The sequence below is a fragment of the Halopseudomonas sp. MFKK-1 genome (assembly GCF_027474385.1).
Lineage (GTDB): Bacteria > Pseudomonadota > Gammaproteobacteria > Pseudomonadales > Pseudomonadaceae > Halopseudomonas > Halopseudomonas aestusnigri.
This window is the reverse complement of record NZ_CP114836.1, coordinates 1,139,978-1,163,985: the sequence shown is the minus strand read 5'-3', so window position 1 is coordinate 1,163,985 and position 24,008 is coordinate 1,139,978. Positions and strand designations below refer to the sequence as shown.

Genomic DNA, 24,008 nt, shown 5'->3' with positions numbered 1-24,008 from the left:
GCACGCCTCTATGCTAAGGTGACCGGCTGGTTCTGCGCTATCGAGGCGAGTTGTGTCACCTGCCAGCAACGACGGATTACCCATGCCCGCACGACTCGGCGCGATCATTGCGATTGCGCTGGGCGTGACCATGGCCGTGCTGGACGGCATGATTGCCAATGTCGCATTGCCCACCATCGCCAATGATCTGGGCACCAGTGCGGCCAACTCGATCTGGGTGGTCAACGCCTACCAGCTGGTGATAGCGGTCAGCTTGCTGCCTCTGGCTTCGCTTGGCGACCTGTGGAGCTACCGGCGTATCTATCTGATCGGGCTGGCGGTGTTTTCTGCCATGTCGATAGTCTGCGCCCTGAGTGATTCATTGTTGCAGCTGACCCTTGCGCGCATGCTGCAGGGGCTGGGCGCTGCAGCGGTGATGAGCGTCAACGGCGCCCTGACCCGACTGATTTATCCCCGCGCACGCCTGGCCCGCGGTGTGGCGCTCAATACCCTGATCGTCTCGGTGGCCGCCGCTGCCGGCCCCAGCGTGGCAGCAGTCATTTTGTCGCTCGCCAGCTGGCCCTGGCTGTTTGCGGTCAGCGCCCCCGTCGGCCTGCTGGCCCTGCTGCTGGGCTGGAAGTTTCTGCCCGCCAATGAAGGTGTACCGAGCCTGCGCTTTGATCTGCCAAGCGCAGTGCTTAATGTACTTACGCTGGGTTGCTTCTTTATGGCTGTCACCGGTGTAGCCCAGGGCCACGCCGGCTGGTGGCTGCTCGGGCCATTGTTGATTGGCGGCCCGCTGGGTTGGCTGTTCGTGCGCCGACAGCTGAGCCGTAGCATGCCGTTGCTGCCGGTGGATCTGCTGCGCATTCCCATTTTTGCCCTGTCGATCGGCAGTTCGATCACCGCGTTCGCCGGGCAGATGCTGGCGATGGTCTCCATCCCCTTCTACTTCCAGCAGCAGCTTGGACTCAATGCCATGCAAACCGGTTTGCTGATGACGCCCTGGCCGCTGGCGACCATGGTTAGCGCGCCCCTGGCCGGGCGGCTGCTGGAGCGCTTTCACGCGGGCTTGCTGGGTGGTATTGGCATGCTGCTGTTCGCCGGAGGTCTTTGGGGCTTGGCAGCATTGCCGGACAAGCCGGGAACTGGCGCAATACTCGGCTGGATGGTGCTGTGCGGCGCCGGGTTCGGGCTGTTCCAGTCGCCCAACAATCACACCATCATTACCGCTGCCCCCTTGCACCGCAGTGGCGGCGCCAGTGGCATGCTGAGCACCGCCAGGCTGGTTGGCCAGACCAGCGGTGCGGCGCTGGTGGCGTTGATGTTCAACCTGTTCGTCGACAATGGCACCCATGCCGCGTTGATCGCCGCCGGTTGCTTTGCCTGCCTTGCAGCGGCTGTCAGTACCTTGCGGCTAAGCCAGCCGCGCTCGGGATAAAGGTTACTTGCCGATGCAGAAGCTGGAGAAAATCCGCCCCAGCAGATCATCGGCGGAGAACTCGCCGGTGATCTTGCCGAGCGCCTGCTGCGCCATGCGCAGGTCTTCGGCCAGCAATTCGCCGGCCCCCATCAGGGTCAGTTGATCAAAGCCGTGCTGAAGATACGTGGCGGCTTCTTCCAGCGCCTCCAGGTGACGGCGGCGGGCACTGAACAGGCTCTCGCCGGTCTGCTCAAAGCCCATGCAGGCCTTCAGGTGCTCGCGTAGCAGGTCGATACCATCTCCCTGACGGGCCGACAGGTGCAAGACCACCGAGCCATCATCCGCCGTTTCGACTGCTACCGCATCGCCGGTGACGTCTACCTTGTTGTAAATCAGCGTGACCTTGGCCGGATCAGGGCGTTGTTCGAGAAACTCGGGCCACAGCAACTCCGGGTTCTTCGCTTCCGGCTGACTGGCATCGACCATCAGCAGAATCCGGTCAGCGTCGCTGATTGCTGCCATCGCTCTTTGCACGCCGATGCGCTCAACCTGATCCTCTGTGTCGCGCAGGCCGGCGGTGTCGATGATGTGCAACGGCATGCCATCGATGTGGATATGTTCGCGCAGGATATCCCGCGTGGTGCCGGCAATATCGGTGACGATGGCGCTCTCGCGCCCGGCCAGAGCATTGAGCAGACTGGACTTGCCGGCGTTGGGTCGACCGGCGATCACCACCGTCATGCCGTCGCGCAGCAGTGCGCCCTGCCCGGCCTGACGCTGGACCTGCTGCAGGTCTGCCTGCACCTGCTGCAGCTGATTGAGCACGTGACCGTCGGCGAGAAAGTCGATCTCTTCCTCGGGAAAATCGATGGCCGCTTCGACATAGATACGCAACGCAATCAGCGACTCGGTCAGGCTGTGCACGCGCTGGGAGAACGCGCCCTGCAGCGAATTCAGTGCGTTGCGCGCGGCCTGCTCGGAGCTCGCCTCGATCAGGTCGGCAATGGCCTCGGCCTGGGCCAGATCCAGCTTGTCATTGAGAAATGCTCGTTCGCTGAACTCACCGGGACGCGCCTGACGAGCACCAGCTGCCAGACAGGCCTTGAGCAGCAGATCCATCACCACCGGGCCGCCGTGGCCCTGCAGCTCCAGCACGTCTTCACCGGTAAAGGAATGCGGGCCGGGGAAGAACAGCGCGATACCTTCGTCCAGTGTCTGCTCACCTGACCAGAACGGGCCATAGTGGGCATAGCGCGGTTGCAGCTCGCGGCGGGCGATGCGCTGGGCAATGTCTCGGGCTCCGGGACCGGAGACCCGGATGATACCGACGCCGCCTTGGCCGGGGGCAGTCGCCAGCGCGGCAATGGTATCGGCGTGATAAGGCTTGCTCATGGCGGCTCCGGTGTTTTCAGTGGATAGCAAAACGCCCCGAAAACGGGGCGTTTGACTGGCGGTGTGCCGAACCTTAGTCCTTGCTCGCAGCGCCCTTTTCGATCTGGCGGGTAATGTACCACTGTTGTGCGATCGACAGACAGTTGTTGACTACCCAGTACAGCACCAGACCTGCCGGGAACCACAGGAAGAAGAAGGTGAAGACAATCGGCAGCATCTTCATTACCTTGGCCTGCATCGGATCCGGCGGCGTCGGGTTCAGCTGCTGTTGCAGGAACATGGTCGCGCCCATGATGATCGGCAGGATGAAGTATGGGTCTTTCAGCGACAGGTCGGTGATCCAGCCCAGCCATTCAGCCTGACGGATCTCGACGCTTTCCATCAGTACCCAGTACAGGGCGATGAAGACCGGCATCTGCACCAGAATCGGCAGACAGCCACCCAGCGGGTTGATCTTCTCCTTCTTGTACAGCTCCATCATACCCTGGGACATTTTCTGACGGTCATCGCCATACTGCTCACGCAGCGCCTGCAGCTTGGGTGCAACGCGGCGCATGTTGGCCATGGAGCGATAGCTGGTTGCAGACAGCGGGAAGAAGATCAGCTTGATCAGGCAGGTCAGCAGGATGATGCTCCAGCCCCAGTTGCCGACGAAGCCGTGGATCAGGCTCAGAACCCAGAACAGCGGCTGGGCGATCCACCAGAGGAAGCCGTAGTCGACCGTCAATTCCAGACCGGGAGAAATGGCTTTCAGGTCGTCCTGAATTTTCGGGCCGGCGTAGAAGCTGGCAGAAATGGTCTGCTGTTCACCAGCTGCAACCTGAACCGACGGGCTGGTGAAGCCGACGATGTAGTTGCCACCGCGGTCCTTCAGGGTGCGGTAGGTGTGCTTGGTTTCGGCATTCGGAACCCAGGCGCTGACAAAGTAGTGTTGCAGCCAGGCAACCCAGCCACCGGACACGCTCTCGCTCAGCTGCTTGTCGTCCAGGTCGGACAGACTCAACTTGGTGTAGGAGTTATCGGCACTCCAGTAGGCGGCACCGAGGAAGGTGGCCATACCGGTTGCGGTAGAGCTGGACGGATCACCACTGCCATCGCGCTTGATCTGACCAAACAGGCTGCCGCTCCAGGGCTGCGCGCTCTGGTTGTCGATCAGGTAGCTGACGTCGACCAGATAGCTGCCACGGGTGAAGGTGAAGCGCTTGGTGAAATCCACGCCGTCGCTGCTGGATTTCAGGTCAACAACCAGCTGCTCCTGGCCGTCTGCCAGGGTGTAGCTGTTCTGCTCGACACTGTAGCGTGCACGGCCGGTGGACTTGTCCGGGCCCTGTTGCCCTGTCAGACCACTTTGAGCAATGTAGGTACGGTTACCCGATTGTTCCAGCAGCTGGAACGGCAGATCCGGACGATCCTTGCGGGTCGGATACTGAGGCAGGGTGAGTGAAACGATGTCACCACCAACCGGGTTGATGCTCAGTTCCAGGGTGTCGGTTTTCACCTGAACCAGCTGACCGTCAGCCGAAGGAGTCGTCACCTGGGCCGGCGTCAGTGCCTCACCGTCGGCACTGATCGCCGCGGGAACGTCGCTGTTCAGCGGATCGGCAACGGCGCCAGGATCGCCGGGCAGGTCACTGCTGTCCTGGGGGGTTACTTGCGTCTGGGCTGCGGGCGCAAGATCCTGCTGGACAAAATCCTTGTTCCACTGCACCACCATCAGATAGGTGATAACCAGCAGTGCACCAATGAGGATATTTCGTTGGAGGTTCATGGTTTGTTGGCCATTCGGTTCGGTCGGTTGGCAGAAGCTGGGGGTACCGGATCATACCCACCGGGATTCCATGGGTGGCAACGTCCGAGGCGGCGCGCACTGAGCAAGCCTCCCTTGAGAAGACCATGCTGTTCGATGGCTTCCTGGGCGTAGCAGGAACAGGAGGGATAGAAACGGCAGTGACTGGCCATCAGGGGACTGATAGCGTAGCGGTAAACCTTGATCAGCCCTAACGCGATGCTACGCATTGGATGACGAGGGTCCAGGGTCACGTGAGCGGTTTTTGGCAGCAGATTTGATCAGCCTGCGCCACATGCCCTGATACAGAGCATGTAACGCAGCATTGTCCAGGTCGCCTACTCCCTTGCGGGCGAGTACGACAATGTCCAGATTGCCCAGTTCAGCGCGATGCTGTCTGAACGATTCACGAGCAATGCGTTTGACCTTGTTGCGGTCTACCGCATGCCGGACATTTTTCTTGGCAATGACCAGACCCAGTCGCGCGTGGCTCAGAGAGTTTTCTCTGGCCAGCAGCAGCAGACTGGGTCCTGAGGCCTTGCAGGTGGCTCCATCGAATACGGTTTTGAACTGGCCAGGTTTAAGTAACCTGTATTCAGGGCCGAATCCGAGATCCACCTGGAAACCGGGTCTTAGGCTGACAGGCGTGCACGGCCTTTGGCACGACGGCGAGCCAGAACAGCGCGGCCGTTCTTGGTAGCCATACGAGCACGGAAACCATGGTTGCGCTTGCGCTTCAGTACGCTGGGTTGGAACGTTCTTTTCATCTTCAGATACCTGAGTAAGTTACATCAGAGCAAAGTGCCCCTCCGAGGGACCGGTGATTCTAGAGAAAAAGTGTGCCGTGGTCAATTTCCTTTCAACGTCCCGTGAATAGATAAAAATATAAGAAAAGAGATTGTTTAAGAGATTAAAGATATAGCTATGTATAGGCGACCACATTTCTGTGGGTAACCTGAATTTTCCCATATAGCTCAACGGGTTGCCCTAAGCATAAGGCTGTTGACATCCGGTTGCCCGGACTATCTGACTCCTGTGCTCTACCTGTGGATAACCGGGCGGGATATCCACAGGTGGAGTTATCCCCATTGATCGTGCTCTGTTGCCAACAATGTTGAGGCTGCCTTGTCCACAGCTTCTACGGCGCCCTGATTTCGCGGGTGTTACCGTTTTTTCATCGTTTCTGCTGCACGTCGAGGGTCGGCGTTGGCGATACTTTTTTAGCCCGGCTTCGGTCACGCGTGTGGATAAGTAGGGGGGGAGCAGATAGAATAGAGCGCTCTGTCAGTACCGCTTTTCAGTGCGGTCTGAAGTCTCTTTTTTGTACTCAATAACAGCCGCTGGCATCAGTGGTCCCGGGGGAATTCAGTGTCTGTTGCACTTTGGCAGCAATGCATCGATTTTTTGCGTGATGAGCTACCATCCCAACAGTTCAATACCTGGATTCGTCCGTTGCAGGTCGATGGCGACCAGGCGGAGATCCGTCTGTATGCACCCAACCGGTTCGTGCTGGACTGGGTCAATGACAAGTACCTCAATCGCATCCAGGAGTTGATGGACGATCTGTCTCAGGGGCAGGCGCCGATGGTGTCGCTGCTGATTGGCAGTCGTCGTACTGCTGCCGCGCCGGTCTCCGCGCCTGCGCCGCGACCGCTGCAGTCAGCGACAGCTGCCCCTGCACCGATTCCGGTAGCTGCTCCGGTTACGCCGGTGGTGGTCGAGTCTCAGCCGCAACCGCTGGTTGATCACAGCGGTACTGCCGAGGCAGCCGCTGAACTGGCCGGTAATTCTGCAGATCAGCCGCAGGCGCCGCCGACCCTGATCAAGCACACCAGTCTGCTTAACCGCAGTTTTACCTTCGAGAACTTCGTCGAGGGCAAGTCCAACCAGTTGGCCCGCGCTGCAGCCTGGCAGGTTGCGGACAATCCCAAGCATGGCTATAACCCGCTGTTCCTTTATGGGGGCGTTGGCCTGGGCAAGACCCACTTGATGCACGCGGTTGGTAACCATCTGCTGAAGAAGAATCCGGCTGCCCGGATCGTGTATCTGCATTCCGAGCGTTTCGTCGCCGATATGGTCAAGGCGCTGCAAATGAACGCCATCAACGACTTCAAGCGTTATTACCGTTCGGTCGATGCGCTGTTGATTGACGATATTCAGTTCTTTGCCAAGAAAGAGCGCTCGCAGGAAGAGTTCTTCCACACCTTCAACGCGCTGCTTGAAGGCGGGCAGCAGGTCATTCTCACCAGTGACCGGTACCCCAAGGAAATTGACGGCCTGGAAGAGCGGCTCAAGTCTCGTTTTGGTTGGGGCCTGACCGTCGCTGTCGAGCCGCCCGAGCTGGAAACCCGCGTTGCCATTCTGATGAAGAAGGCCGAGCAGTCCCGGGTTGATCTGCCTCACGATGCGGCTTTCTTTATTGCCCAGCGTATTCGCTCCAACGTCCGCGAACTGGAAGGTGCACTCAAGCGGGTCATCGCCAGTGCGCATTTTATGGGACGCGACATCACCATTGAGCTGATTCGTGAGTCGCTCAAGGACCTGCTCGCCTTGCAGGACAAGTTGGTGAGTATCGATAATATTCAGCGCACCGTCGCCGAGTACTACAAGATCAAGGTAGCCGACGTCCTGTCCAAACGTCGCTCCCGCTCCGTTGCACGGCCCCGTCAGGTTGCCATGGCCCTGGCCAAGGAGTTGACCAACCACAGCCTTCCTGAGATTGGCGATGCGTTTGGTGGACGGGATCACACAACGGTATTGCATGCCACGCGCAAGATTGCCGAGTTGCGCGAGACTGATGCGGATATCCGCGAGGACTACAAGAATCTGTTGAGGACGCTGACGACCTGAGCCCGTCAGCCCACATCACTGCCAACCAGCACGAGGTCGAAGGAAGACAATGCAATTCACCATTCAGCGAGAAGCTCTGTTGAAGCCCCTGCAACTGGTTGCGGGCGTTGTGGAACGTCGCCAGACCCTGCCGGTTCTGTCCAACGTCCTGCTCGTGGTCGACGGCAACACCCTGTCACTGACCGGTACCGACCTGGAAGTCGAGCTGGTTGGCCGTATCGCGTTGGATGAAGCCTGCGAGGACGGCGAGATAACCGTTCCTGCCCGCAAGCTGATGGATATCTGTAAATCGTTGCCGGACGATGCCACGCTGAACTTCAAGGTCGAAGACGGCAAGGCACTGATCAAGGCCGGGCGCAGTCGGTTTACCCTGGCGACCCTGCCGGCAAACGATTTCCCCAATGTTGAAGACGGCCCGGGTGCCATGAGTTTCGCCGTCAGTCAGGGCAAGCTGCGGCGCCTGATTGAGCGCACCAGCTTTGCCATGGCTCAGCAGGACGTGCGCTACTATCTGAACGGTCTGCTGCTGGAGATCAATCAGGGCCAGCTGCGTGCGGTAGCAACCGACGGTCATCGCATGGCGATGTGCACCGTTGATGCGAACATCGACTATCAGGAACGCTATCAGCTGATCGTGCCGCGTAAGGGCGTTCTTGAACTGGCCCGTCTTCTCGGCGAAGCGGATGACCTGGTCAATGTCGTACTGGGTACACACCACATTCGCGCCACCACCGGCGACTTCACCTTCACCTCCAAGCTGGTCGATGGCAAGTTCCCGGATTACGAGCGTGTGCTGCCGCGGGGCGGCGACAAGATTGTCGTGGCCGATCGGCATAGCTTGCGCGATGCATTCAGCCGTACGGCGATTCTGTCCAATGAAAAGTATCGTGGTATTCGTCTGACGCTGGAGTCGGGCCAGCTCAAGATTCAGGCCAACAACCCCGAGCAGGAAGAAGCTGAAGAAGAAGTAATGGTTGATTACAGCGGTGCGCCGTTGGAGATCGGCTTCAATGTCAGTTACCTGCTGGATGTGATGAACGTGCTCGGCCATGAGCAGGCCAAGCTGGTGTTGTCTGATGCCAACAGCAGTGCACTGATCCAGGAAGCCGAATCTGACGAAAGCCTTTACGTCGTCATGCCGATGCGTCTCTGACGCGCAATGCCGCTATCTCGTTTGACGGTCACCGCGGTGCGTAATCTGCACTCGGTGACCCTTCTCCCCTCTCCTCGTATCAACCTCGTTTCCGGTCCGAACGGCAGTGGCAAGACCAGCTTGCTTGAGGCCATTCATATTCTTGGCCTCGCCCGATCCTTCCGCAGTACCCGATTGCAGCCCGTTATTCAGTACCAGCAGGATAGCTGTACTGTCTTTGGCGAGGTTTTTTTGTCGGGTGGCAACTCCAGCAAGATTGGTATTACTCGCAGTCGGCAGGCCGACTACGACATTCGTATCAATGGCCAGAACGCACGTAGTACCGCCGAGCTCGCCGAAGTCCTGCCATTGCAGTTGATCAACCCGGACAGTTTTCGCTTGCTTGAGGGCGCTCCCAAACAACGTCGGCAGTATCTGGATTGGGGTGTGTTCCACGTGGAACATCGTTTTCTCCCGGCGTGGCAACGACTGCAAAAGAGCCTCAAACAACGGAATTCGCTGCTGCGACGTGGTAGAATCGAACGTTCGCTGCTAGCCCCCTGGGAGGCCGAGCTGGTCGCTTCTGGCGAGCAGATTGACGGCTTCCGACAGGCGTATCTGCAACAGCTGAAGCCGGTGTTCGAAGGCGTACTCGCGGAGCTGCTGCAGATAGATGGGCTAACGCTTAGCTATTTTCGCGGTTGGGATCGCGAGCGCGGTCTGGCTGAGGTGCTGGAGTCGCAGTTCGATCGTGATATGGCACTCGGGCATACCCAGGCTGGCCCACAGCGCGCTGACCTGCGACTGCGGGTCAACGGGATGAACGCCGCCGAAGTGTTGTCCAGAGGTCAGCAAAAGCTGGTCGTCTGTGCGATGAAGATCGCGCAAGGGCGGCTGCTAGGCCTGATGGAAAGGCAGCGAGATTGTGTATTCCTGGTCGACGACCTCCCCTCTGAGCTGGATCGTCACCATCGGCAAGCGCTGTGCCGCTTGCTCGAGTCGCTCGATTGTCAGGTGTTTATCAGCTGCGTCGATGCGGATTCGTTGAGTGAATGCTGGCAAGCAGACACACCCTTATCCATGTTCCACGTGGAACATGGGCACATTGTGCAGACCGAATGAAGTCTGGAGTGACTTAAGATGACCGATAACAAAGCCTATGATTCATCGAGTATTAAGGTTCTGAAGGGCCTTGATGCGGTGCGTAAGCGTCCCGGTATGTACATCGGTGACACCGATGACGGCACCGGCCTTCACCACATGGTCTTTGAAGTCGTCGATAACTCGATCGATGAAGCCCTGGCTGGCTACTGCAGTGATATCGACATCACCATCCATACCGACGAGTCGATCAGTGTCCGTGACAACGGCCGCGGTATCCCGGTCGATGCACACGAGGAAGGGGTGTCCGCTGCAGAGGTCATCATGACTGTTCTGCACGCCGGCGGTAAGTTCGACGATAACAGCTACAAGGTCTCCGGCGGTCTGCACGGTGTGGGTGTATCGGTGGTAAACGCCCTCTCGGAGAAGCTGGTGTTGACCATTCGCCGCGAAGGCAAGGTCTGGGAGCAGACCTACGTCCATGGTGTGCCGCAAGCCCCTCTGGCGGCAGTTGGTGACACCGATAGCACGGGTACCCAGATTCATTTCAAACCCTCGGCCGAGACCTTTAGCAGCATCTCATTCAGCTGGGATATCCTCGCCAAACGCCTGCGCGAACTGTCTTTCCTGAACTCCGGGGTGGGTATCAACCTGCGAGACGAGCGCACTGGCAAGCACGAACTGTTCCGCTACGAAGGCGGCCTGCGCGCATTCGTCGAGTACCTGAACCAGAACAAGAGCACCATCAACTCGGTGTTCCACTTCAATCTTCAGCGTGAAGACGGCATCGGCGTTGAAGTGGCGATGCAGTGGAATGACAGCTTTAACGAGAGCATTCTCTGCTTCACCAACAACATTCCCCAGCGCGATGGTGGTACGCACCTCGCCGGCTTCCGCAGCGCTCTCACCCGCAGCCTGAACAGCTATATCGAACAGGAAGGCTTGCTGAAAAAGCTTAAGGTCAATACCTCTGGTGACGATGCCCGTGAAGGTTTGACGGCCATCATTTCGGTCAAGGTGCCGGATCCCAAGTTCTCGTCCCAGACCAAGGACAAGCTGGTGTCATCCGAAGTGAAGACCGCCGTCGAGCAGGAAATGAACAAATTCTTTGCCGACTACCTGCTGGAGAAGCCCGGTGAGGCCAAGGCCGTAGTGGGTAAGATGATTGATGCCGCCCGGGCACGCGAAGCCGCCCGCAAGGCCCGTGAAATGACCCGCCGCAAAGGCGCACTGGATATCGCCGGCCTGCCGGGCAAACTGGCAGATTGCCAGGAGAAGGATCCGGCACTGTCTGAACTCTACATTGTGGAAGGTGACTCCGCGGGCGGCTCTGCCAAGCAGGGCCGTAACCGCCGGACCCAGGCCATCCTGCCGCTGAAGGGTAAGATCCTCAACGTCGAGAAGGCACGTTTTGACAAGATGCTCTCCTCTGCCGAGGTGGGCACGCTGATTACCGCATTGGGTTGTGGTATTGGCCGCGAAGAGTTCAACATCCAAAAGCTGCGTTACCACAACATCATCATCATGACCGATGCTGACGTCGACGGCTCGCACATTCGTACTCTGCTGCTGACGTTCTTCTTCCGTCAAATGCCAGAGCTGATCGAAAACGGCTACATCTACATTGCCCAGCCGCCGCTCTACAAGATCAAGAAGGGCAAGCAGGAACAGTACCTGAAGGACGACGAGGCACTCGAAGAGTACCTGACACAGTCAGCCCTTGAAGATTCCTATCTGTACGTTACCGAAGGCGCGCCGGGGATCACCGGTCAGGCACTGGAGCGTCTGGTACAGGAATTCCGCAGCGTGATGAAAACGCTCAAGCGCCTGGCTCGCCTGTATCCGCAGGAGTTGATGGAGCACTTCATCTATCTGCCCCGCCTGAGTGTGGAGAACCTGGCCGATAAGGCCTTTATGGAGACCTGGATTAAAGGGTTTGCAGAGCGCGTCGCACCCACGCAGCGATCCGGTCAGGAGTTCCGTGTCAGCCTTCGGGAAGACCCGGAACGGCATCTCTGGCTACCGGAGGTCGAGTCCATTACCCACGGTTTGTCGAACTATGTCACCTTCAATCGTGACCTGTTCGCCAGCAATGACTATCGCACCATGGCCGAGCTGGGTGAGAAGCTGCAGACCCTGCTGGAGCCCGGCGCCTATATGCAGCGCGGCGAGCGCAAGAAGCCGATCAGCAACTTCAAGGAAGCCCTTGAATGGATGATGAACGAAACCGCACGCCGTCATACTATCCAGCGTTACAAGGGGCTGGGCGAGATGAATCCGGAGCAGCTGTGGGAAACCACCATGGATCCGGAAAGTCGCCGTATGCTGCGGGTGAATATTGAAGACGCTATCGCTGCGGACCAGATCTTCAACACGCTGATGGGTGACCACGTGGAACCGCGCCGCGAATTTATCGAGTCCAATGCTCTGGCGGTGTCCAACCTGGACGTCTGATCAGGCGATAAAAAACCCCTTTGATCGTGGGGTCAAAGGGGTTTTTAGTGTCTGGCGATCAACGAAAGTCGTCGGTCAGATCCGAATCGGAAAACTCGTTACCCGGCGTCGCCGGCTTGAATGAAAGCTCCGCTTCTGGCTCTGGTTGCTGTGGCATGCCCAGTGGCGATTCGCTGCGGGTATCGCTGAACTTGGACCTCAGCTTCAGATCCGTTGGCGAATCAGCGTAGCGCAGCGCCATCTCCATGGTGATCTTGCCGTCGGTCAGCAGGTCGTACAGGTGCTGATCAAAGCTTTGCAGGCCGGGCTCCTGGCCGCGGTTCATCGAGTCCTTGATCTCGGACAGTTCGTCGCGGGCAATCAGGTTACGGATGTAGGGCGTGCGCAGCAGTACCTCGACGGCGGCCACACGCTTCTGATGCACCGCAGGCACCAGCCGCTGGGCAATAATGCCGGCCAGATTCATCGAGATATCACTGAGCGTCTGTTTGCGCTCGCCTTCCGGGAACAGGTTGACCATGCGCTCGATGGCCTGGACGCTGTTGGTGGCGTGCAGGGTGGCTACCACCAGGTGACCGGTCTCGCTGTAGTGCAGCGCGTGCTGCATGGTCGCCTTGTCGCGTATCTCGCCGATCATGATGACGTCAGGCGATTCGCGCAGAACATTGCGCAGCGCATGTTCGAAGCTCTGGGTATCCAGCCCGACTTCACGCTGATCGATGATCGATTTCTTGTGCCTGTGCAGAAACTCGATCGGGTCTTCAATGCAGACAATGTGCCCTGCCCGATTGGTATTACGGTAATCCAGCATGGAGGCGAGGGTTGTCGACTTGCCTGAACCGGTGGCGCCGACCACCAGCACCAGGCCGCGATCCTTGAGTGCCAGTCGTTCCAGCTGCTGCGGCAGGCCAAGGTCAGCGAAGGCAGGAATCTTGTTGCTGATATGGCGCACGACCATACCCACTTCACTGCGCTGGTAGAACACGTTGATACGGAAGCGGCCCAGGTTGGGCAGGCCGACCGCCAGGTTCATCTCCTGCTCGCGTTCGAACTCCTCGATCTGCTTTTCGTTCATCACCTGCCAGGCCAGTTCCCTGACGGCACCGGCTGCCAGCGGCTGATTGCCGAAGGCGAAGAAGTCACCCTCACGCTTTAGGGTCACGGGCGCACCAACGCTGAAAAACAGGTCGGAGCCGCCCTTTTCGGCCAGGGCGCGGAGGTAGCGGTTAATATCCATATCAAGACACCGGTCGAGCAGTTGATGAAATCGCGGTACGCCGCGTCAGAACACCCATTATGGACCAGTCGCCCTCAGGCGTCTTTCAGGCCCTGCAACTGCTGGTTGATCCAGCTTTCAGCCTGTTTGTTGGCGGCGACGATGGAGCGCGGATCGGCACCGGCCGGATAGATCGCGGGGCCGATCATCACCTTGACGGTACCGGGCTTCTTGGCCCAGCCCTGACGCGGCCAGAATTCGCCGGCATTGTGCGCAACGGGAATAATGGGGGCGTTATTGGCACAGGCCAGCGCAGCGCCACCACGGGAGAATTTGACCGTCTCTCCGGGGGCGATGCGGGTACCTTCCGGGAATACCAGAATCCACATGCCGTCCTTCAGGCGTTCACCGCCAGTGCGTGTCAGCTGCTGCAGCGAGTCGCGCGCCTTGCTGCGGTCAATCGCAATGGGTTTGGCCAGCGCAAAGGCCCAGCCAAAGAAGGGGACATACAGCAGCTCGCGCTTGATCAACTGGGTTTGCGGACGGAATACACGTGGCAGAAAGAAGGTTTCCCAGGTGCTCTGGTGGTTGGCGAGGATCACCCCCGGCTGATCCGGAATGTTCTCCAGACCGGATATCTCGTAGCGGATGCCGACGATGTTCTTCGCCAGCCACACAGCGATAGCGGACCACCACTCGATGATGACCTTGATCCGCCAGCGAACGCTCAGAAACAGCGCGAGCGGGGTGACCAGAATGCACCAGACGGCAGCGCTGGCCGACAGCAACAGGTAGAACAGAACGACGCGAAGGCGCATCAGCAGAGACATGGTTCAGGATTCCAGGAGGTGGTCGACAACAGCTGCCAGATCATCGAATACCCGCGTACCGGCGGGCAGTGTCTTGTGCTCGGTATTCGCACCCTTGCCGGTACGTACCAGATAGGGCGTACAACCGACGGCGCAGCCGGCCTCGAGGTCACGCAGGCTGTCGCCCACGGTGGGAACGCCATCCAGCGGCTGACCAAGGTCATCGGCAATCTGCCTGAACAGCCCTGGCAGCGGCTTGCGGCAATCGCAACCGGCATCAGGAGCGTGCGGACAGTAACGTATCAGATCCACCTTGCCGCCCTGCTCTGCTACCAGCTGGCGCAGCCGGTCATGCATGGCCTGCAGCGTGGCCTCGTCATAGTAGCCCCGGCCGATACCGGATTGGTTGGTGGCCACTGCGACAGTCCAGCCGGCCTTGCTCAGGCGCGCAATGGCGTCGATGGAGCCGGGCAAGGGAATCCACTCGTCGAGGGATTTGATATAGGCGTCGGAGTCCTGATTGATGACCCCGTCGCGGTCGAGAATGATTAACTTCATAGCGACAAGCTCCAAGCGGCAAGCTACAAGTCAGCACGGGCGGCTTGCCGCTTGCAGCTTGTAGCTTGCAGCGGCGTCAGCCGAGCAGCGAAATATCCGCAACGCCGAGGAACAGACCGCGCAGACGTGCCAGCAGCGCGTAGCGGTTGGCCTTGACGGCGTCGTCCTCGGCGTTGACCAGTACCTGTTCGAAGAAGGCGTCCACCGGCGCGCGCAGGGCGGCCAGTTGCTCCAGCGTCGCGTTGTACTGCCGTTGGGATGCCAGCGGCGCTACCGCCTGCTCTGCAGCGGCGACGGCGTTCGCCAGCGCCTGCTCGGCGGCTTCCTGCAGCAGTGCAGTATTGATCTGCTCACTGACGCTGCCGTCAGCCTTGGACAGGATGTTGGACACTCGCTTGTTGGCGGCAGCCAGGGCCTCGGCCTCGGGCAGTCGGCGGAAGGCCTGAACGGCCTGTACACGCTGATCGAAGTCCAGCGGCGAAGTCGGGCTGACGGCGCGTACCGACTGGTAAACCGCAACGTCGATACCTTCATCCTCGTAGCGGGCGCGCAGGCGGTCGAAGATGAAGTCCTGCACCTGGGCAACCAGCGCCTCGCCGCTCAATCCGGCGGTAGTCGCCTGGGCAAAGCCCAGTTCCTGGTTGGTCTCCACGGCATGTCCCAGCGCACTGGCCAGATCCAGGTCCAGTTGCTTCTCGATCAGGATACGCAGGACGCCGAGGGCGGCACGGCGCAGGGCATACGGGTCCTTGGAGCCGGTCGGCAGCATGCCGATACCGAAGATGCAGACCAGGGTGTCGATCTTGTCTGCCAGCGCCACGGCGGCGCCGGTCAGGGTGCTTGGCAGTTCGGCACCTGCACCGCGCGGCATGTACTGCTCGTTCAGCGCCAGCGCCACGTCGTCGGCTTCGCCGTCGTGCTTGGCGTAGTAGTAGCCGGCAATACCCTGCAGTTCCGGAAACTCGCCGACCATCTCGGTCGCCAGGTCGCACTTGGACAGCAGGCCCGCACGGGCAGCTCGCCCGGCGTCGCCGCCGATGCGCTCGGCAATAAAGCCGGCCAGCTCGGACACGCGTTTGGCCTTGTCGAATACACTGCCCAGATCGGCCTGGAATACCACGTTCGCCAGACGCTGGTTGCGGGTTTCCAGCGGCTGTTTCTGGTCCTGCTTGAAGAAGAACTCGGCGTCGGTCAGGCGCGGGCGCACCACCTTCTCGTTACCGGCGATGATCTGCGCCGGGTCCTTGCTCTCCAGGTTGGAGACGGTGATAAAGCGCGGCAGCAGCTTGCCGTTGGCATCCAGCAGGCAGAAGTACTTCTGGTTATCCTGCATGGTCGAGATCAGCGCTTCCTGCGGCACCTCAAGGAAGCGTTCCTCGAAGCTGCACACCAGCGGCACCGGCCATTCGACCAGCGCGGTGACTTCGTCCAGCAGGTCCGCCGGCACGATGGCGGTGCCCTGCTGCTCTGCAGCCAGCGTGTCGACGCGGCTCTTGATGATCTCGCGGCGCTCGGCGAAATCGGCGATCACGTGCGCGCTGCGCAGGGTCTCGGCATAAGCCGCCGGACTGGCGATGGTGACCTGATCCGGGTGGTGGAAGCGGTGGCCGCGGGACAGGTTACCGGCACGCTGCGAGAGAATCTCGCAGGGCACGACCTGATCACCCAGCAGCATGACCAGCCACTGGGTCGGGCGGACGAATTCGGTCTTGCGGGCACCCCAGCGCATGCGCTTGGGAATCGGCAGCGCGGCCAGTGCGGCGTCAACGATGCCGGGCAGCAGATCGGTGGCCGGCTGGCCCGGGATGTTCTGTACGAAGCGCAGCTTCGGACCACTCTGGTCGATCTCGGCCAGGCTGACACCGCACTTGCGGGCAAAGCCTTCGGCGGCTTTGGTCGGGTTGCCGTCGGCGTCAAACGCCGCCTGTACGGGCGGGCCATCGAGTTGGGTGGTGCGGTCGGGCTGCTGGGTTGCCAGCGCCTCGACCAGCACGGCCAGGCGGCGCGGCGCGGCGTAGTAGCGGGCCTTGGCGTAGCCCAGACCGGCGTCTTTCAGACCTCCTTCAACCCCGGCCAGGAAGGCTTCGGCCAGCTTCTTCAGGGCCTTGGGAGGCAGCTCTTCGGTGCCCAGTTCAACGAGAAAATCCTGCGCCTGCATTATTCGGCCTCCTTCAGCTTGGCCAGTACTTCATCACGCAATTCGGGGGTGGCCATCGGGAAGCCGAGGCGGGCGCGGGCCAGCAGATAGCTCTGGGCAATCGCGCGGGACAGGGTACGAACACGGAGAATGTAGCGCTGACGCTCGGTCACCGAGATGGCGCGGCGGGCGTCCAGCAGGTTGAAGGTGTGCGATGCCTTGATGACCATTTCGTAGGCCGGCAGCGGCAGCTCCAGTTCCATCAAACGATTGGCTTCACCTTCGTAGAAATCGAACAGCTCGAACAGCTTGTCGACGTTGGCGTGCTCGAAGTTGTAGGTGGACTGCTCCACCTCGTTCTGGTGGAACACGTCGCCGTAGCTGACCTTGCCGAACGGGCCGTCGGAGTAGACCAGGTCGTAGACCGAGTCGACGCCCTGCAGGTACATCGCCAGACGCTCCAGACCGTAGGTGATCTCACCGGTGACCGGATAGCACTCGACGCCACCGACCTGCTGGAAGTAGGTGAACTGGGTCACTTCCATGCCGTTCAGCCAGACTTCCCAGCCCAGACCCCAGGCGCCGAGGGTCGGCGATTCCCAGTTGTCTTCAACGAAGCGGATGTCGTGCACCAGCGGGTCGACGCCGATATGACGCAGCGAATCCAGGTACAGCTCCTGGATGTTGTCCGGGTTCGGCTTGAGCACCACCTGGAACTGGTAGTAATGCTGCAGGCGGTTCGGGTTTTCACCGTAGCGGCCGTCAGCCGGGCGGCGGCTGGGCTGGACGTAGGCGGCGTTCCAGGTTTCCGGGCCGATGGCGCGCAGGAAGGTGGCTGTATGGAAGGTGCCGGCACCCATTTCCATGTCGTAGGGCTGCAGTACCACACAACCCCGCTCTGCCCAGTAGCTTTGCAGGGCAAGGATCAGTCCTTGAAAGGTGTGGACGGCTGGATTGGTCTGAGTCACGTGTTTCACCAGGTCGGGCTGTGAAATTGAGAAAGGCCGAAGTATACATTCAGAACGCCTCCGACATACAGGAAAGCGGCGTATTTACTGGTCTGCGCGATCTTAGTCGGCGTGCTCTGCCAATCCCTTTGGGCGCTCACGGTGTTGCTGCCGCCGAGCGCTCGATCACCTGCCCCAGCCGGTCGAAATCGATATTGGCACCCGAGTTGATCGCAATCAGGGTCTGGTCGCGGATACCTTCGCGTCGTACGTATTCGCGCAAGCCAGCTACTGCCAGCGCGCCAGAGGGCTCGGTGATCGAGCGGGTGTCGTCATAAATCCTGCGTACGGCGCTGCAGATGGCGTCGTTACTGACGGTGATGACCTCGTCGACGTAGCGTCGGCAGAAGGCGAAATTGAGTTTGCCGATCTGCGCGACCGCGACGCCATCGGCAAAGCGCCCGACCGCTGGCAAGACCACACGGGCATCGGCCGCCAGTGCTGCCTGCAGGCAGGCGGATTCCTCCGACTCGACGCCGATCACCCGCACCTCTGGGCGCAGATACTTGATATACGCCGCTACCCCGGCGATCAGCCCGCCGCCACCGACCGGTACAAATACCGCGTGGAGTGCACCCTGATGCTGACGCAGCAGCTCCACCGCGACGGTTCCCTGGCCGGCGATCACATCCGGGTCGTCAAACGGCGGGACAAAGGTATAGCCATACTTGTCTGCCAGCTGCAGCGCGTGTGCCAGTGCTTCCGGGAAGCCGTCGCCGTGCAGCAGCGCAGTGGCGCCCCGGGCACAGACGCCTTCGACCTTCAGCTTTGGCGTGGTGGTGGGCATGACGATCAGCGCGCGCACGCCGAGTCGCTGGGCAGCAAGTGCCAGTCCCTGGGCATGGTTACCGGCTGACGCGGTGATGACGCCGCGCGCCCGCTCGCTTGGGCTCAGTCGGGCGACGCGGGTGTAGGCACCTCGGATCTTGAACGAGAACACCGGTTGCAGGTCTTCGCGCTTGAGCAGAACCTGATTGCCCAGGTCCGAGGACAGGCGCGGGGCGAATTGCAGCGGGGTCTCGGTCGCGACGTCATAGACCGGTGCCGACAGGATGCTGCCGACCAGAGTGCGTAATCGTGCCGGGGCGTCGTCGTCACTCGGGTCGGTTTCGGTGTCGGTTGAAGAGAGGGATAGAGCAGTTGTCATACGGTCTCCTGATGCTTGTTTGCCCCGGAGACAGAATGAAAAAACCCGCCTCAGAGGCGGGTTTGGGTGCGCACGATGCTAGCCCGCCGTTGTGGGAATGGCGGTAATAATCATTCGGCTGGTCAGTGCGCGTGTGCTGGTCATGGGTCGAATCTAGCGGCTGTGCCGGTTATGGTCAACCGCTTATTCCTTTGGCGCCCCGGGGTCGAGCAGATCCTCACTGCCGCGGCTACGCTGGTCGGCAGCGATCTGCTCCTCGAGATCGGCCTGCACGCGGGTATCCACCGCAGCGGGTGCCCGAGTTTGCGTCGATGTTGCCGGTGGTGTGACGCCCGGGCTGGAGGCCGCCCCGCGCTCGCTCAGCTGTACCCGGTAGATCGGCTCTGGCATATCCATCCCGGCGGCTTCCAGTGCCAGCTTGACCTGGCGAATGCCCTCGCTCTTTACGCTGGCAAAGTCATGGCTGCGCTGGTCTACCCAGGCCTGATAGCGGATCTGGACGTTGGAGTCGCCCAGCGCGGTGATATAGGCGCGTGGCGGCGGTGTGTCCAGCACGCCCTCCAGCGTGTTCAGCACGTCAATGCCAATCTGCTGGGCGCGCACCAGATCCTCGTTGACACCAATGCCGACATCAAAGCCAAAGCGACGACTGGGGTTGCGGGTGTAGTTGAGCATCACACTGCTGAATACCAGGGCGTTGGGCAGGCGCAGGTGATTGCCGTCCAGCGTCATGAGGATGGTCGCCCGTGAGGTCAGGGCGACCACAATGCCTTCGTTGCCATCAATGACGACATGATCCTTCGGTGAAAACGGCTGCCGCAGACTCATGAGGATGCCGGCAAGGTAGTTTTCCATGGTGCTCTTGAAGGCGAAGCCGAGCGCCACCCCCATGACCCCGGCGGTACCCAGCACGGCGCCGACCAAGGCGGTGGCGTCCATGATCTCCAGTGCAATCAGCACGCCGATCAGGCTGATGACCCAGCGTACGGTGGTGCGGGTCAGTTCGCGCAGGAATGGGTTGCGCCGGGCAACCCGGTCCAGCATCTGTCGGCGGGCCAGCCAGCTTCCCAGCAGCCAGAATACGGCGACCACAACGAGCGCAAGCAGGAACAGCGGCAGTGCTGCCAGCAGGCTGTAGCACTCCTCCAGCAGGCGTTGCAGGACGGCGTCCATGTTGAATGTCAGGGTCTCTGCCATGCTCGCTTCCTGTGTTGTGCCATGCCGCGGGTGGTTCGGCGCGGCGGTGGTCAGTCGTCGCGGGTGAGCACTTCCAGCAGCTCGATCTCGAACCGCAGGTTGCTGCCTGGTTTGATATGCTCGCCAACGCTGCGCTCGCCGTAGGCCAGTTCGGCAGGTACGAACAGCTGACGGCGACCACCGACCCGCATGCCCATCAGGCCCTGATCCCAGCCCTTGATGACCCGACCGGTGCCAATGACGCACTGGAAGGGCCGACCGCGCTGGTGGGACGAATCGAATACGGTGCCGTCCTCGAGGGTGCCGGTGTAGTGGGTGGTGATCAGCGCGCCCTTGACGCACTCCTTGCCCTCGCCCAGGGTCAGGTCGATGATTTGCAACTGGTCGCTCATGTGGTTCTCCGTGGGCGAATACAAGATGGGTTTTGGCGAGTATAACCCCCGAATTGGAGCAAGGCATGAACCCGACGGACCCGGTACGCTGTGGATGGTGCAGCGATGACCCTGTGTATCAGCGTTATCACGACGAAGAATGGGGCGTGCCCTGCCGGGATGCCGGCAGCCTGTTCGAGATGCTTATGCTGGAGGGCTTTCAGGCCGGGTTGTCGTGGATCACGGTGCTGCGCAAGCGTGAGCACTATCGGCAGGTGTATCGCGACTTCGATATCGCCTTTATGGCCAACCAGAGTGATGACGAGCTGCAGGCGCTGCTACAGGACCCGGGCATCATCCGCAATCGGCTCAAGGTATACGGCGCCCGGCGTAATGCGCGAGCGTGGCAACGGTTGTGTGCCGAGCAGGATCCGGTCGACTGGCTCTGGCAGTTCGTCGGCGGCCAGCCGCTGATCCGTCATGCGGCTACCCTGAGCGAGATTCCGGCACAGACCGCCGAGGCGAAGGCGATGAGCAAGGCGTTGCAGAAGGCCAACTTTACCTTCGTCGGGCCGACCATCTGCTATGCCTTTATGCAGGCGACCGGGATGGTCATGGATCACACTACCAATTGCCACTGCTACCCGGCCCTGGCTGCAGGCTGACCCGGGTTCTCGCCCTGCCCGCCCGTGCAGCTTACAATGGCCGCTGATTCATTGTTCGGAGCATTGCCGTGGAGCGGTTGAAAGGCGCCCTCATCGTTGGATTTCTCAGGCTGTTTGCCCAGTTGCCCTTTGGCGTCGCGCAGCGTCTTGGCGCGTTCGCGGGCTGGCTGATGTGGAAGCTGCCGAACCGCTCGCGTGACGTCACCCGGATCAACCTCAGTCACTGCATGCCGGAATTGGGCGAGGCCGAGCTGAATGATCTGGTCCGCCGAACGCTGCTTGATACCGGCCGCAGTTTTGCCGAGAGTGCTTGCGCCTGGATGTGGTCACCGCACAAGACGGTCGGGCTGATCAGGGAAGTCGAAGGGGAGCATTTGCTCACCGAAGCACTGGCAGCCGGCAAGGGCGTGGTCGCGATTACCAGCCACCTGGGTAACTGGGAAGTGCTCAACCACTGGTACTGCCTGCGCGCCAAGCCCATCATCTTCTACCGCCCGCCCAAGCAGAAGGCGGTTGATGACCTGCTCAAGCGCCAGCGCACCCAGCTGGGCAACAAGGTCGCTGCCTCGACCCGTGAGGGCATCATCAGTGTCATGCGCGAAGTGCGTCGCGGTGGCGCGGTGGGTATTCCGGCCGATCCGGAGCCGGCGCTCAAGAGCGGTGTGTTTGTTCCGTTCTTTGCAACCCAGGCACTGACCAGCAAGTTTGTCCCCAACCTGCTCAAGGGCAGCGAGGCACGTGCCTTGTTTTTCCATTGTGTACGGCTGCCCGACAACAGTGGTTTCAAGGTGATTCTGGAGGCGGCGCCAGAGGCGCTTTACAGTCAGGACGAGTACGAGGCCGTGGCCTGCATGAGCGCCGTGATTGAGCGCTATGTGCGCCGTTGGCCCAGCCAGTACATGTGGAGTATGAAGCGGTTCAAAAAACGGCCTGCCGGGGAAAAACGCTGGTATTAAAGTGATGGCCAGCCTGTGCTAGGGTGCACAGGTTTCTGCGGTGCAGGCCTGGCCTGTTGCAGATGGGTGCAATACGACTGATGTGGGGGTAAGGGATGGCCAACCAACGACAACATCCGCGAACACAGATGAAGGCGCAGATCCGCATCTGGCACCAGTCCTTTGGCGATATTCTGGCGTACACCCGAGACCTGTCAGACGGTGGGGTCTTCGTCGAACACCCGCTGATGGGAGAGCTGAGCAACGGTGACGAAGTCACCGGGCAGGTTCAGGGGATGCCCTTTGAGGCACCTGTTCTGCGCATGCAGGTGCAGCGAGCGGTGCCCGGTGAAGGTGCCGGCATGGCCTTTCTTGGCGAGGCTGACGAGGTCAGCGACGCCAGAACATCGGCGACAGCAGCACCAGCAGAGTAAAGACCTCAAGGCGGCCCAGCAGCATGGCGAAACTCAGCACCCATTTCACCCCGCTTTCCAGATTGCCGTAGTGCACCGCAACCTCGCCCAGGCCCGGGCCGAGGTTGTTGATACACGCCGTCAGCGCCGAGAACGCGGTGACAAAGTCCAGACCGGTTCCGAGCAGGATCAGGAACAGCATCGCGAAGGCAAAGACGTACACCGCGCAAAACCCCCACACCGCCTCCACCACCCGATCAGGCACCGGGCTGTCGCCCAGCTTGACCGGGAACACGCCGTGCGGGTGCAGCAGTCGTTTGATCTCCCGCGATCCCTGCTTGTACAGCAGCAGCACACGAATCACCTTCATGCCGCCACCGGTCGAGCCGGCACAGGCGCCGATAAAGCTGGCGTAGAGCAACAGATACGGCAGCAGGGTTGGCCAGGTCGAAAAGTCGGTCACCCCGAAGCCGGTGGTGGTAGCAATCGAAACGGTTTCGAATGCGGCAAAGCGCACCGAAGTCCAGACATCATGGTGCTGGTAATGCACCAGCACGGCGAAACAGATGATGAACAGTGCCAGCAGGATCAGCACGTAGGCGCGGCACTCCGGGTCCTGCCAGTAGTTCTTCAGCGAGCGGTAGCGCCAGGCGAGAAAGTGCAGGGCGAAGTTGATGCCGGAAATCAGCATGAACAGGATGCAGATCGACTCGATCAGCGGGCTGTTATAGTAGCCGATACTGGCGTCGTGGGTGGAGAACCCGCCGATGGCGACGGTGGAGAAGCTGTGGCCGATGGCGTTGAACAGGTCCATGCCGGCGGCCCAGTAGGCCAGTGCACAGGCAACGGTCAGGCCGGCGTAGATATACCAGAGCACCTTGGCCGTCTCGGCGATGCGCGGGGTCAGCTTGTTTTCCTTCAGCGGCCCCGGCATCTCGGCGCGGTACAGCTGCATCCCGCCAACACCCAGCATCGGCAGGATCGCCACCGCCAGCACGATGATCCCCATACCGCCAAACCATTGCAGCTGCTGGCGGTAATAGAGCAGCGCCCGTGGCAGGGTATCCAGCCCGGTGATTACGGTGGCGCCGGTGGTAGTCAGGCCGGAGAAAGACTCGAACACTGCATCGGCCACGGTCAGGTCAGGTGTTTCCAGCAACCACAGCGGCACCGCACCGAACAGGCCGAGGACCAGCCAGAACAGAACGGTAATCAGGTAGCCATCGCGGGTGCGCAGCTCGTTGCGTCGGCCACGCACCGGTAGCCAGATCAGGGTACCGGCAATCAGGGTGATGACGAAACCGCTGAGGAAGGCGTTCATCGCCTCCTCGTGGTAGTACCAGCCAACACCTGCCGCCGGCAGCATGCTGGTGGAAAAGAGCATCAGCAAAATGCCGATGATGCGCTGTATCTGTGGATACTGCATGCTGCGAGGC

Annotated in this window: 21 protein-coding genes and 1 pseudogene; 8 read left to right on the top strand and 14 right to left on the bottom strand. The window is 60.5% G+C overall.

What is annotated here, in order from left to right; all coding sequences use genetic code 11:
* Positions 1–82: 82 nt before the first annotated feature.
* Positions 83–1,420: an MFS transporter gene (locus O5O48_RS05275; protein WP_228246020.1), complete on the top strand. Its 1,338-nt coding sequence runs from the start codon at positions 83–85 to the stop codon at positions 1,418–1,420.
* A 3-nt stretch (positions 1,421–1,423) separates the two neighbouring features.
* On the opposite strand, the gene mnmE is transcribed toward O5O48_RS05275, so the two are convergent.
* From mnmE to rpmH, 5 genes are all read right to left on the bottom strand, one after another.
* Positions 1,424–2,794 carry a tRNA uridine-5-carboxymethylaminomethyl(34) synthesis GTPase MnmE gene (gene mnmE / locus O5O48_RS05270; RefSeq protein ID WP_228246021.1) on the bottom strand — a complete coding sequence of 457 codons (1,371 nt, stop codon included), beginning with the start codon at positions 2,792–2,794 and terminating at the stop codon, positions 1,424–1,426.
* A 73-nt stretch (positions 2,795–2,867) separates the two neighbouring features.
* A complete protein-coding gene (gene yidC / locus O5O48_RS05265) occupies positions 2,868–4,562 on the bottom strand; it encodes a membrane protein insertase YidC (RefSeq protein WP_088275895.1) in 1,695 nt (564 codons plus the stop codon).
* A complete protein-coding gene (gene yidD / locus O5O48_RS05260) occupies positions 4,559–4,810 on the bottom strand; it encodes a membrane protein insertion efficiency factor YidD (protein WP_088275896.1) in 252 nt (83 codons plus the stop codon). Before yidD ends, yidC begins: the two co-directional genes overlap by 4 nt.
* The gene (gene rnpA / locus O5O48_RS05255; RefSeq protein ID WP_088275898.1) at positions 4,803–5,198 is read right to left on the bottom strand and encodes a ribonuclease P protein component; all 396 of its coding nucleotides are present in this window, start codon (positions 5,196–5,198) and stop codon (positions 4,803–4,805) included. Before rnpA ends, yidD begins: the two co-directional genes overlap by 8 nt.
* 14 nt (positions 5,199–5,212) lie before the next feature.
* The gene (rpmH, locus tag O5O48_RS05250; protein WP_074496262.1) at positions 5,213–5,347 is read right to left on the bottom strand and encodes a 50S ribosomal protein L34; all 135 of its coding nucleotides are present in this window, start codon (positions 5,345–5,347) and stop codon (positions 5,213–5,215) included.
* A gap of 601 nt (positions 5,348–5,948) precedes the next feature.
* On the opposite strand from rpmH, the gene dnaA reads away from it, so the two are divergent.
* From dnaA to gyrB, 4 genes are read left to right on the top strand one after another with little or no spacing between them, the layout of a single operon-like run.
* Positions 5,949–7,430 carry a chromosomal replication initiator protein DnaA gene (gene dnaA / locus O5O48_RS05245; protein WP_088275899.1) on the top strand — a complete coding sequence of 494 codons (1,482 nt, stop codon included), beginning with the start codon at positions 5,949–5,951 and terminating at the stop codon, positions 7,428–7,430.
* A gap of 49 nt (positions 7,431–7,479) precedes the next feature.
* Positions 7,480–8,583, top strand: coding sequence for a DNA polymerase III subunit beta (gene dnaN, locus O5O48_RS05240; RefSeq protein ID WP_228246022.1), 1,104 nt, complete (start codon positions 7,480–7,482; stop codon positions 8,581–8,583).
* Between the two features lie 6 nt (positions 8,584–8,589).
* On the top strand, positions 8,590–9,684 hold the full coding sequence (gene recF, locus O5O48_RS05235; protein ID WP_269688372.1) for a DNA replication/repair protein RecF: 1,095 nt from the start codon (positions 8,590–8,592) through the stop codon (positions 9,682–9,684).
* Between the two features lie 18 nt (positions 9,685–9,702).
* Complete coding sequence (gene gyrB, locus O5O48_RS05230) at positions 9,703–12,117, top strand: DNA topoisomerase (ATP-hydrolyzing) subunit B (RefSeq protein ID WP_228246024.1); 2,415 nt, start codon at positions 9,703–9,705, stop codon at positions 12,115–12,117.
* Positions 12,118–12,175: 58 nt separating this feature from the next.
* Here the strand turns inward: gyrB and O5O48_RS05225 are convergent, their stop codons facing one another.
* The 8 genes and pseudogenes from O5O48_RS05225 to O5O48_RS05190 all read right to left on the bottom strand — a co-directional run bounded on the left by O5O48_RS05225 (position 12,176) and on the right by O5O48_RS05190 (position 20,580).
* Positions 12,176–13,354: a PilT/PilU family type 4a pilus ATPase gene (locus O5O48_RS05225; protein WP_269688371.1), complete on the bottom strand. Its 1,179-nt coding sequence runs from the start codon at positions 13,352–13,354 to the stop codon at positions 12,176–12,178.
* A 74-nt stretch (positions 13,355–13,428) separates the two neighbouring features.
* Positions 13,429–14,163, bottom strand: coding sequence for a lysophospholipid acyltransferase family protein (locus O5O48_RS05220; protein ID WP_088275904.1), 735 nt, complete (start codon positions 14,161–14,163; stop codon positions 13,429–13,431).
* Positions 14,164–14,166: 3 nt separating this feature from the next.
* Entirely contained in the window at positions 14,167–14,700 is a 534-nt protein-coding gene (gene gmhB, locus O5O48_RS05215; protein ID WP_228246026.1) for a D-glycero-beta-D-manno-heptose 1,7-bisphosphate 7-phosphatase, read from the bottom strand.
* A 76-nt stretch (positions 14,701–14,776) separates the two neighbouring features.
* Positions 14,777–16,858, bottom strand: a complete 2,082-nt coding sequence (glyS, locus tag O5O48_RS05210) for a glycine--tRNA ligase subunit beta (protein WP_228246027.1) — start codon at positions 16,856–16,858, stop codon at positions 14,777–14,779.
* Complete coding sequence (gene glyQ / locus O5O48_RS05205; RefSeq protein WP_228246028.1) at positions 16,858–17,805, bottom strand: glycine--tRNA ligase subunit alpha; 948 nt, start codon at positions 17,803–17,805, stop codon at positions 16,858–16,860. Before glyQ ends, glyS begins: the two co-directional genes overlap by 1 nt.
* Before the next feature lie 154 nt (positions 17,806–17,959).
* Positions 17,960–18,910: pseudogene (gene ilvA / locus O5O48_RS05200) on the bottom strand (threonine ammonia-lyase, biosynthetic); the annotation flags it as partial.
* 264 nt (positions 18,911–19,174) lie between these two features.
* Positions 19,175–20,188 (bottom strand): mechanosensitive ion channel family protein, encoded by a 1,014-nt coding sequence (locus O5O48_RS05195; RefSeq protein WP_228246029.1) that lies wholly within the window; start codon positions 20,186–20,188, stop codon positions 19,175–19,177.
* A 50-nt stretch (positions 20,189–20,238) separates the two neighbouring features.
* On the bottom strand, positions 20,239–20,580 hold the full coding sequence (locus O5O48_RS05190; RefSeq protein ID WP_088275911.1) for an FKBP-type peptidyl-prolyl cis-trans isomerase: 342 nt from the start codon (positions 20,578–20,580) through the stop codon (positions 20,239–20,241).
* A 65-nt stretch (positions 20,581–20,645) separates the two neighbouring features.
* Between O5O48_RS05190 and O5O48_RS05185 the strand changes: the two genes are divergently transcribed.
* The 3 genes from O5O48_RS05185 to O5O48_RS05175 all read left to right on the top strand — a co-directional run bounded on the left by O5O48_RS05185 (position 20,646) and on the right by O5O48_RS05175 (position 22,593).
* Positions 20,646–21,224, top strand: coding sequence for a DNA-3-methyladenine glycosylase I (locus O5O48_RS05185; RefSeq protein WP_228246030.1), 579 nt, complete (start codon positions 20,646–20,648; stop codon positions 21,222–21,224).
* 68 nt (positions 21,225–21,292) lie between these two features.
* Positions 21,293–22,180, top strand: coding sequence for a lysophospholipid acyltransferase (locus O5O48_RS05180; protein ID WP_228246031.1), 888 nt, complete (start codon positions 21,293–21,295; stop codon positions 22,178–22,180).
* A gap of 95 nt (positions 22,181–22,275) precedes the next feature.
* Positions 22,276–22,593 (top strand): PilZ domain-containing protein, encoded by a 318-nt coding sequence (locus O5O48_RS05175; RefSeq protein ID WP_088275915.1) that lies wholly within the window; start codon positions 22,276–22,278, stop codon positions 22,591–22,593.
* Here O5O48_RS05175 and O5O48_RS05170 read toward each other — a convergent pair.
* Entirely contained in the window at positions 22,550–23,998 is a 1,449-nt protein-coding gene (locus O5O48_RS05170) for a TrkH family potassium uptake protein (protein ID WP_233048586.1), read from the bottom strand. The genes O5O48_RS05175 and O5O48_RS05170 overlap by 44 nt on opposite strands.
* Positions 23,999–24,008 lie beyond the last annotated feature (10 nt).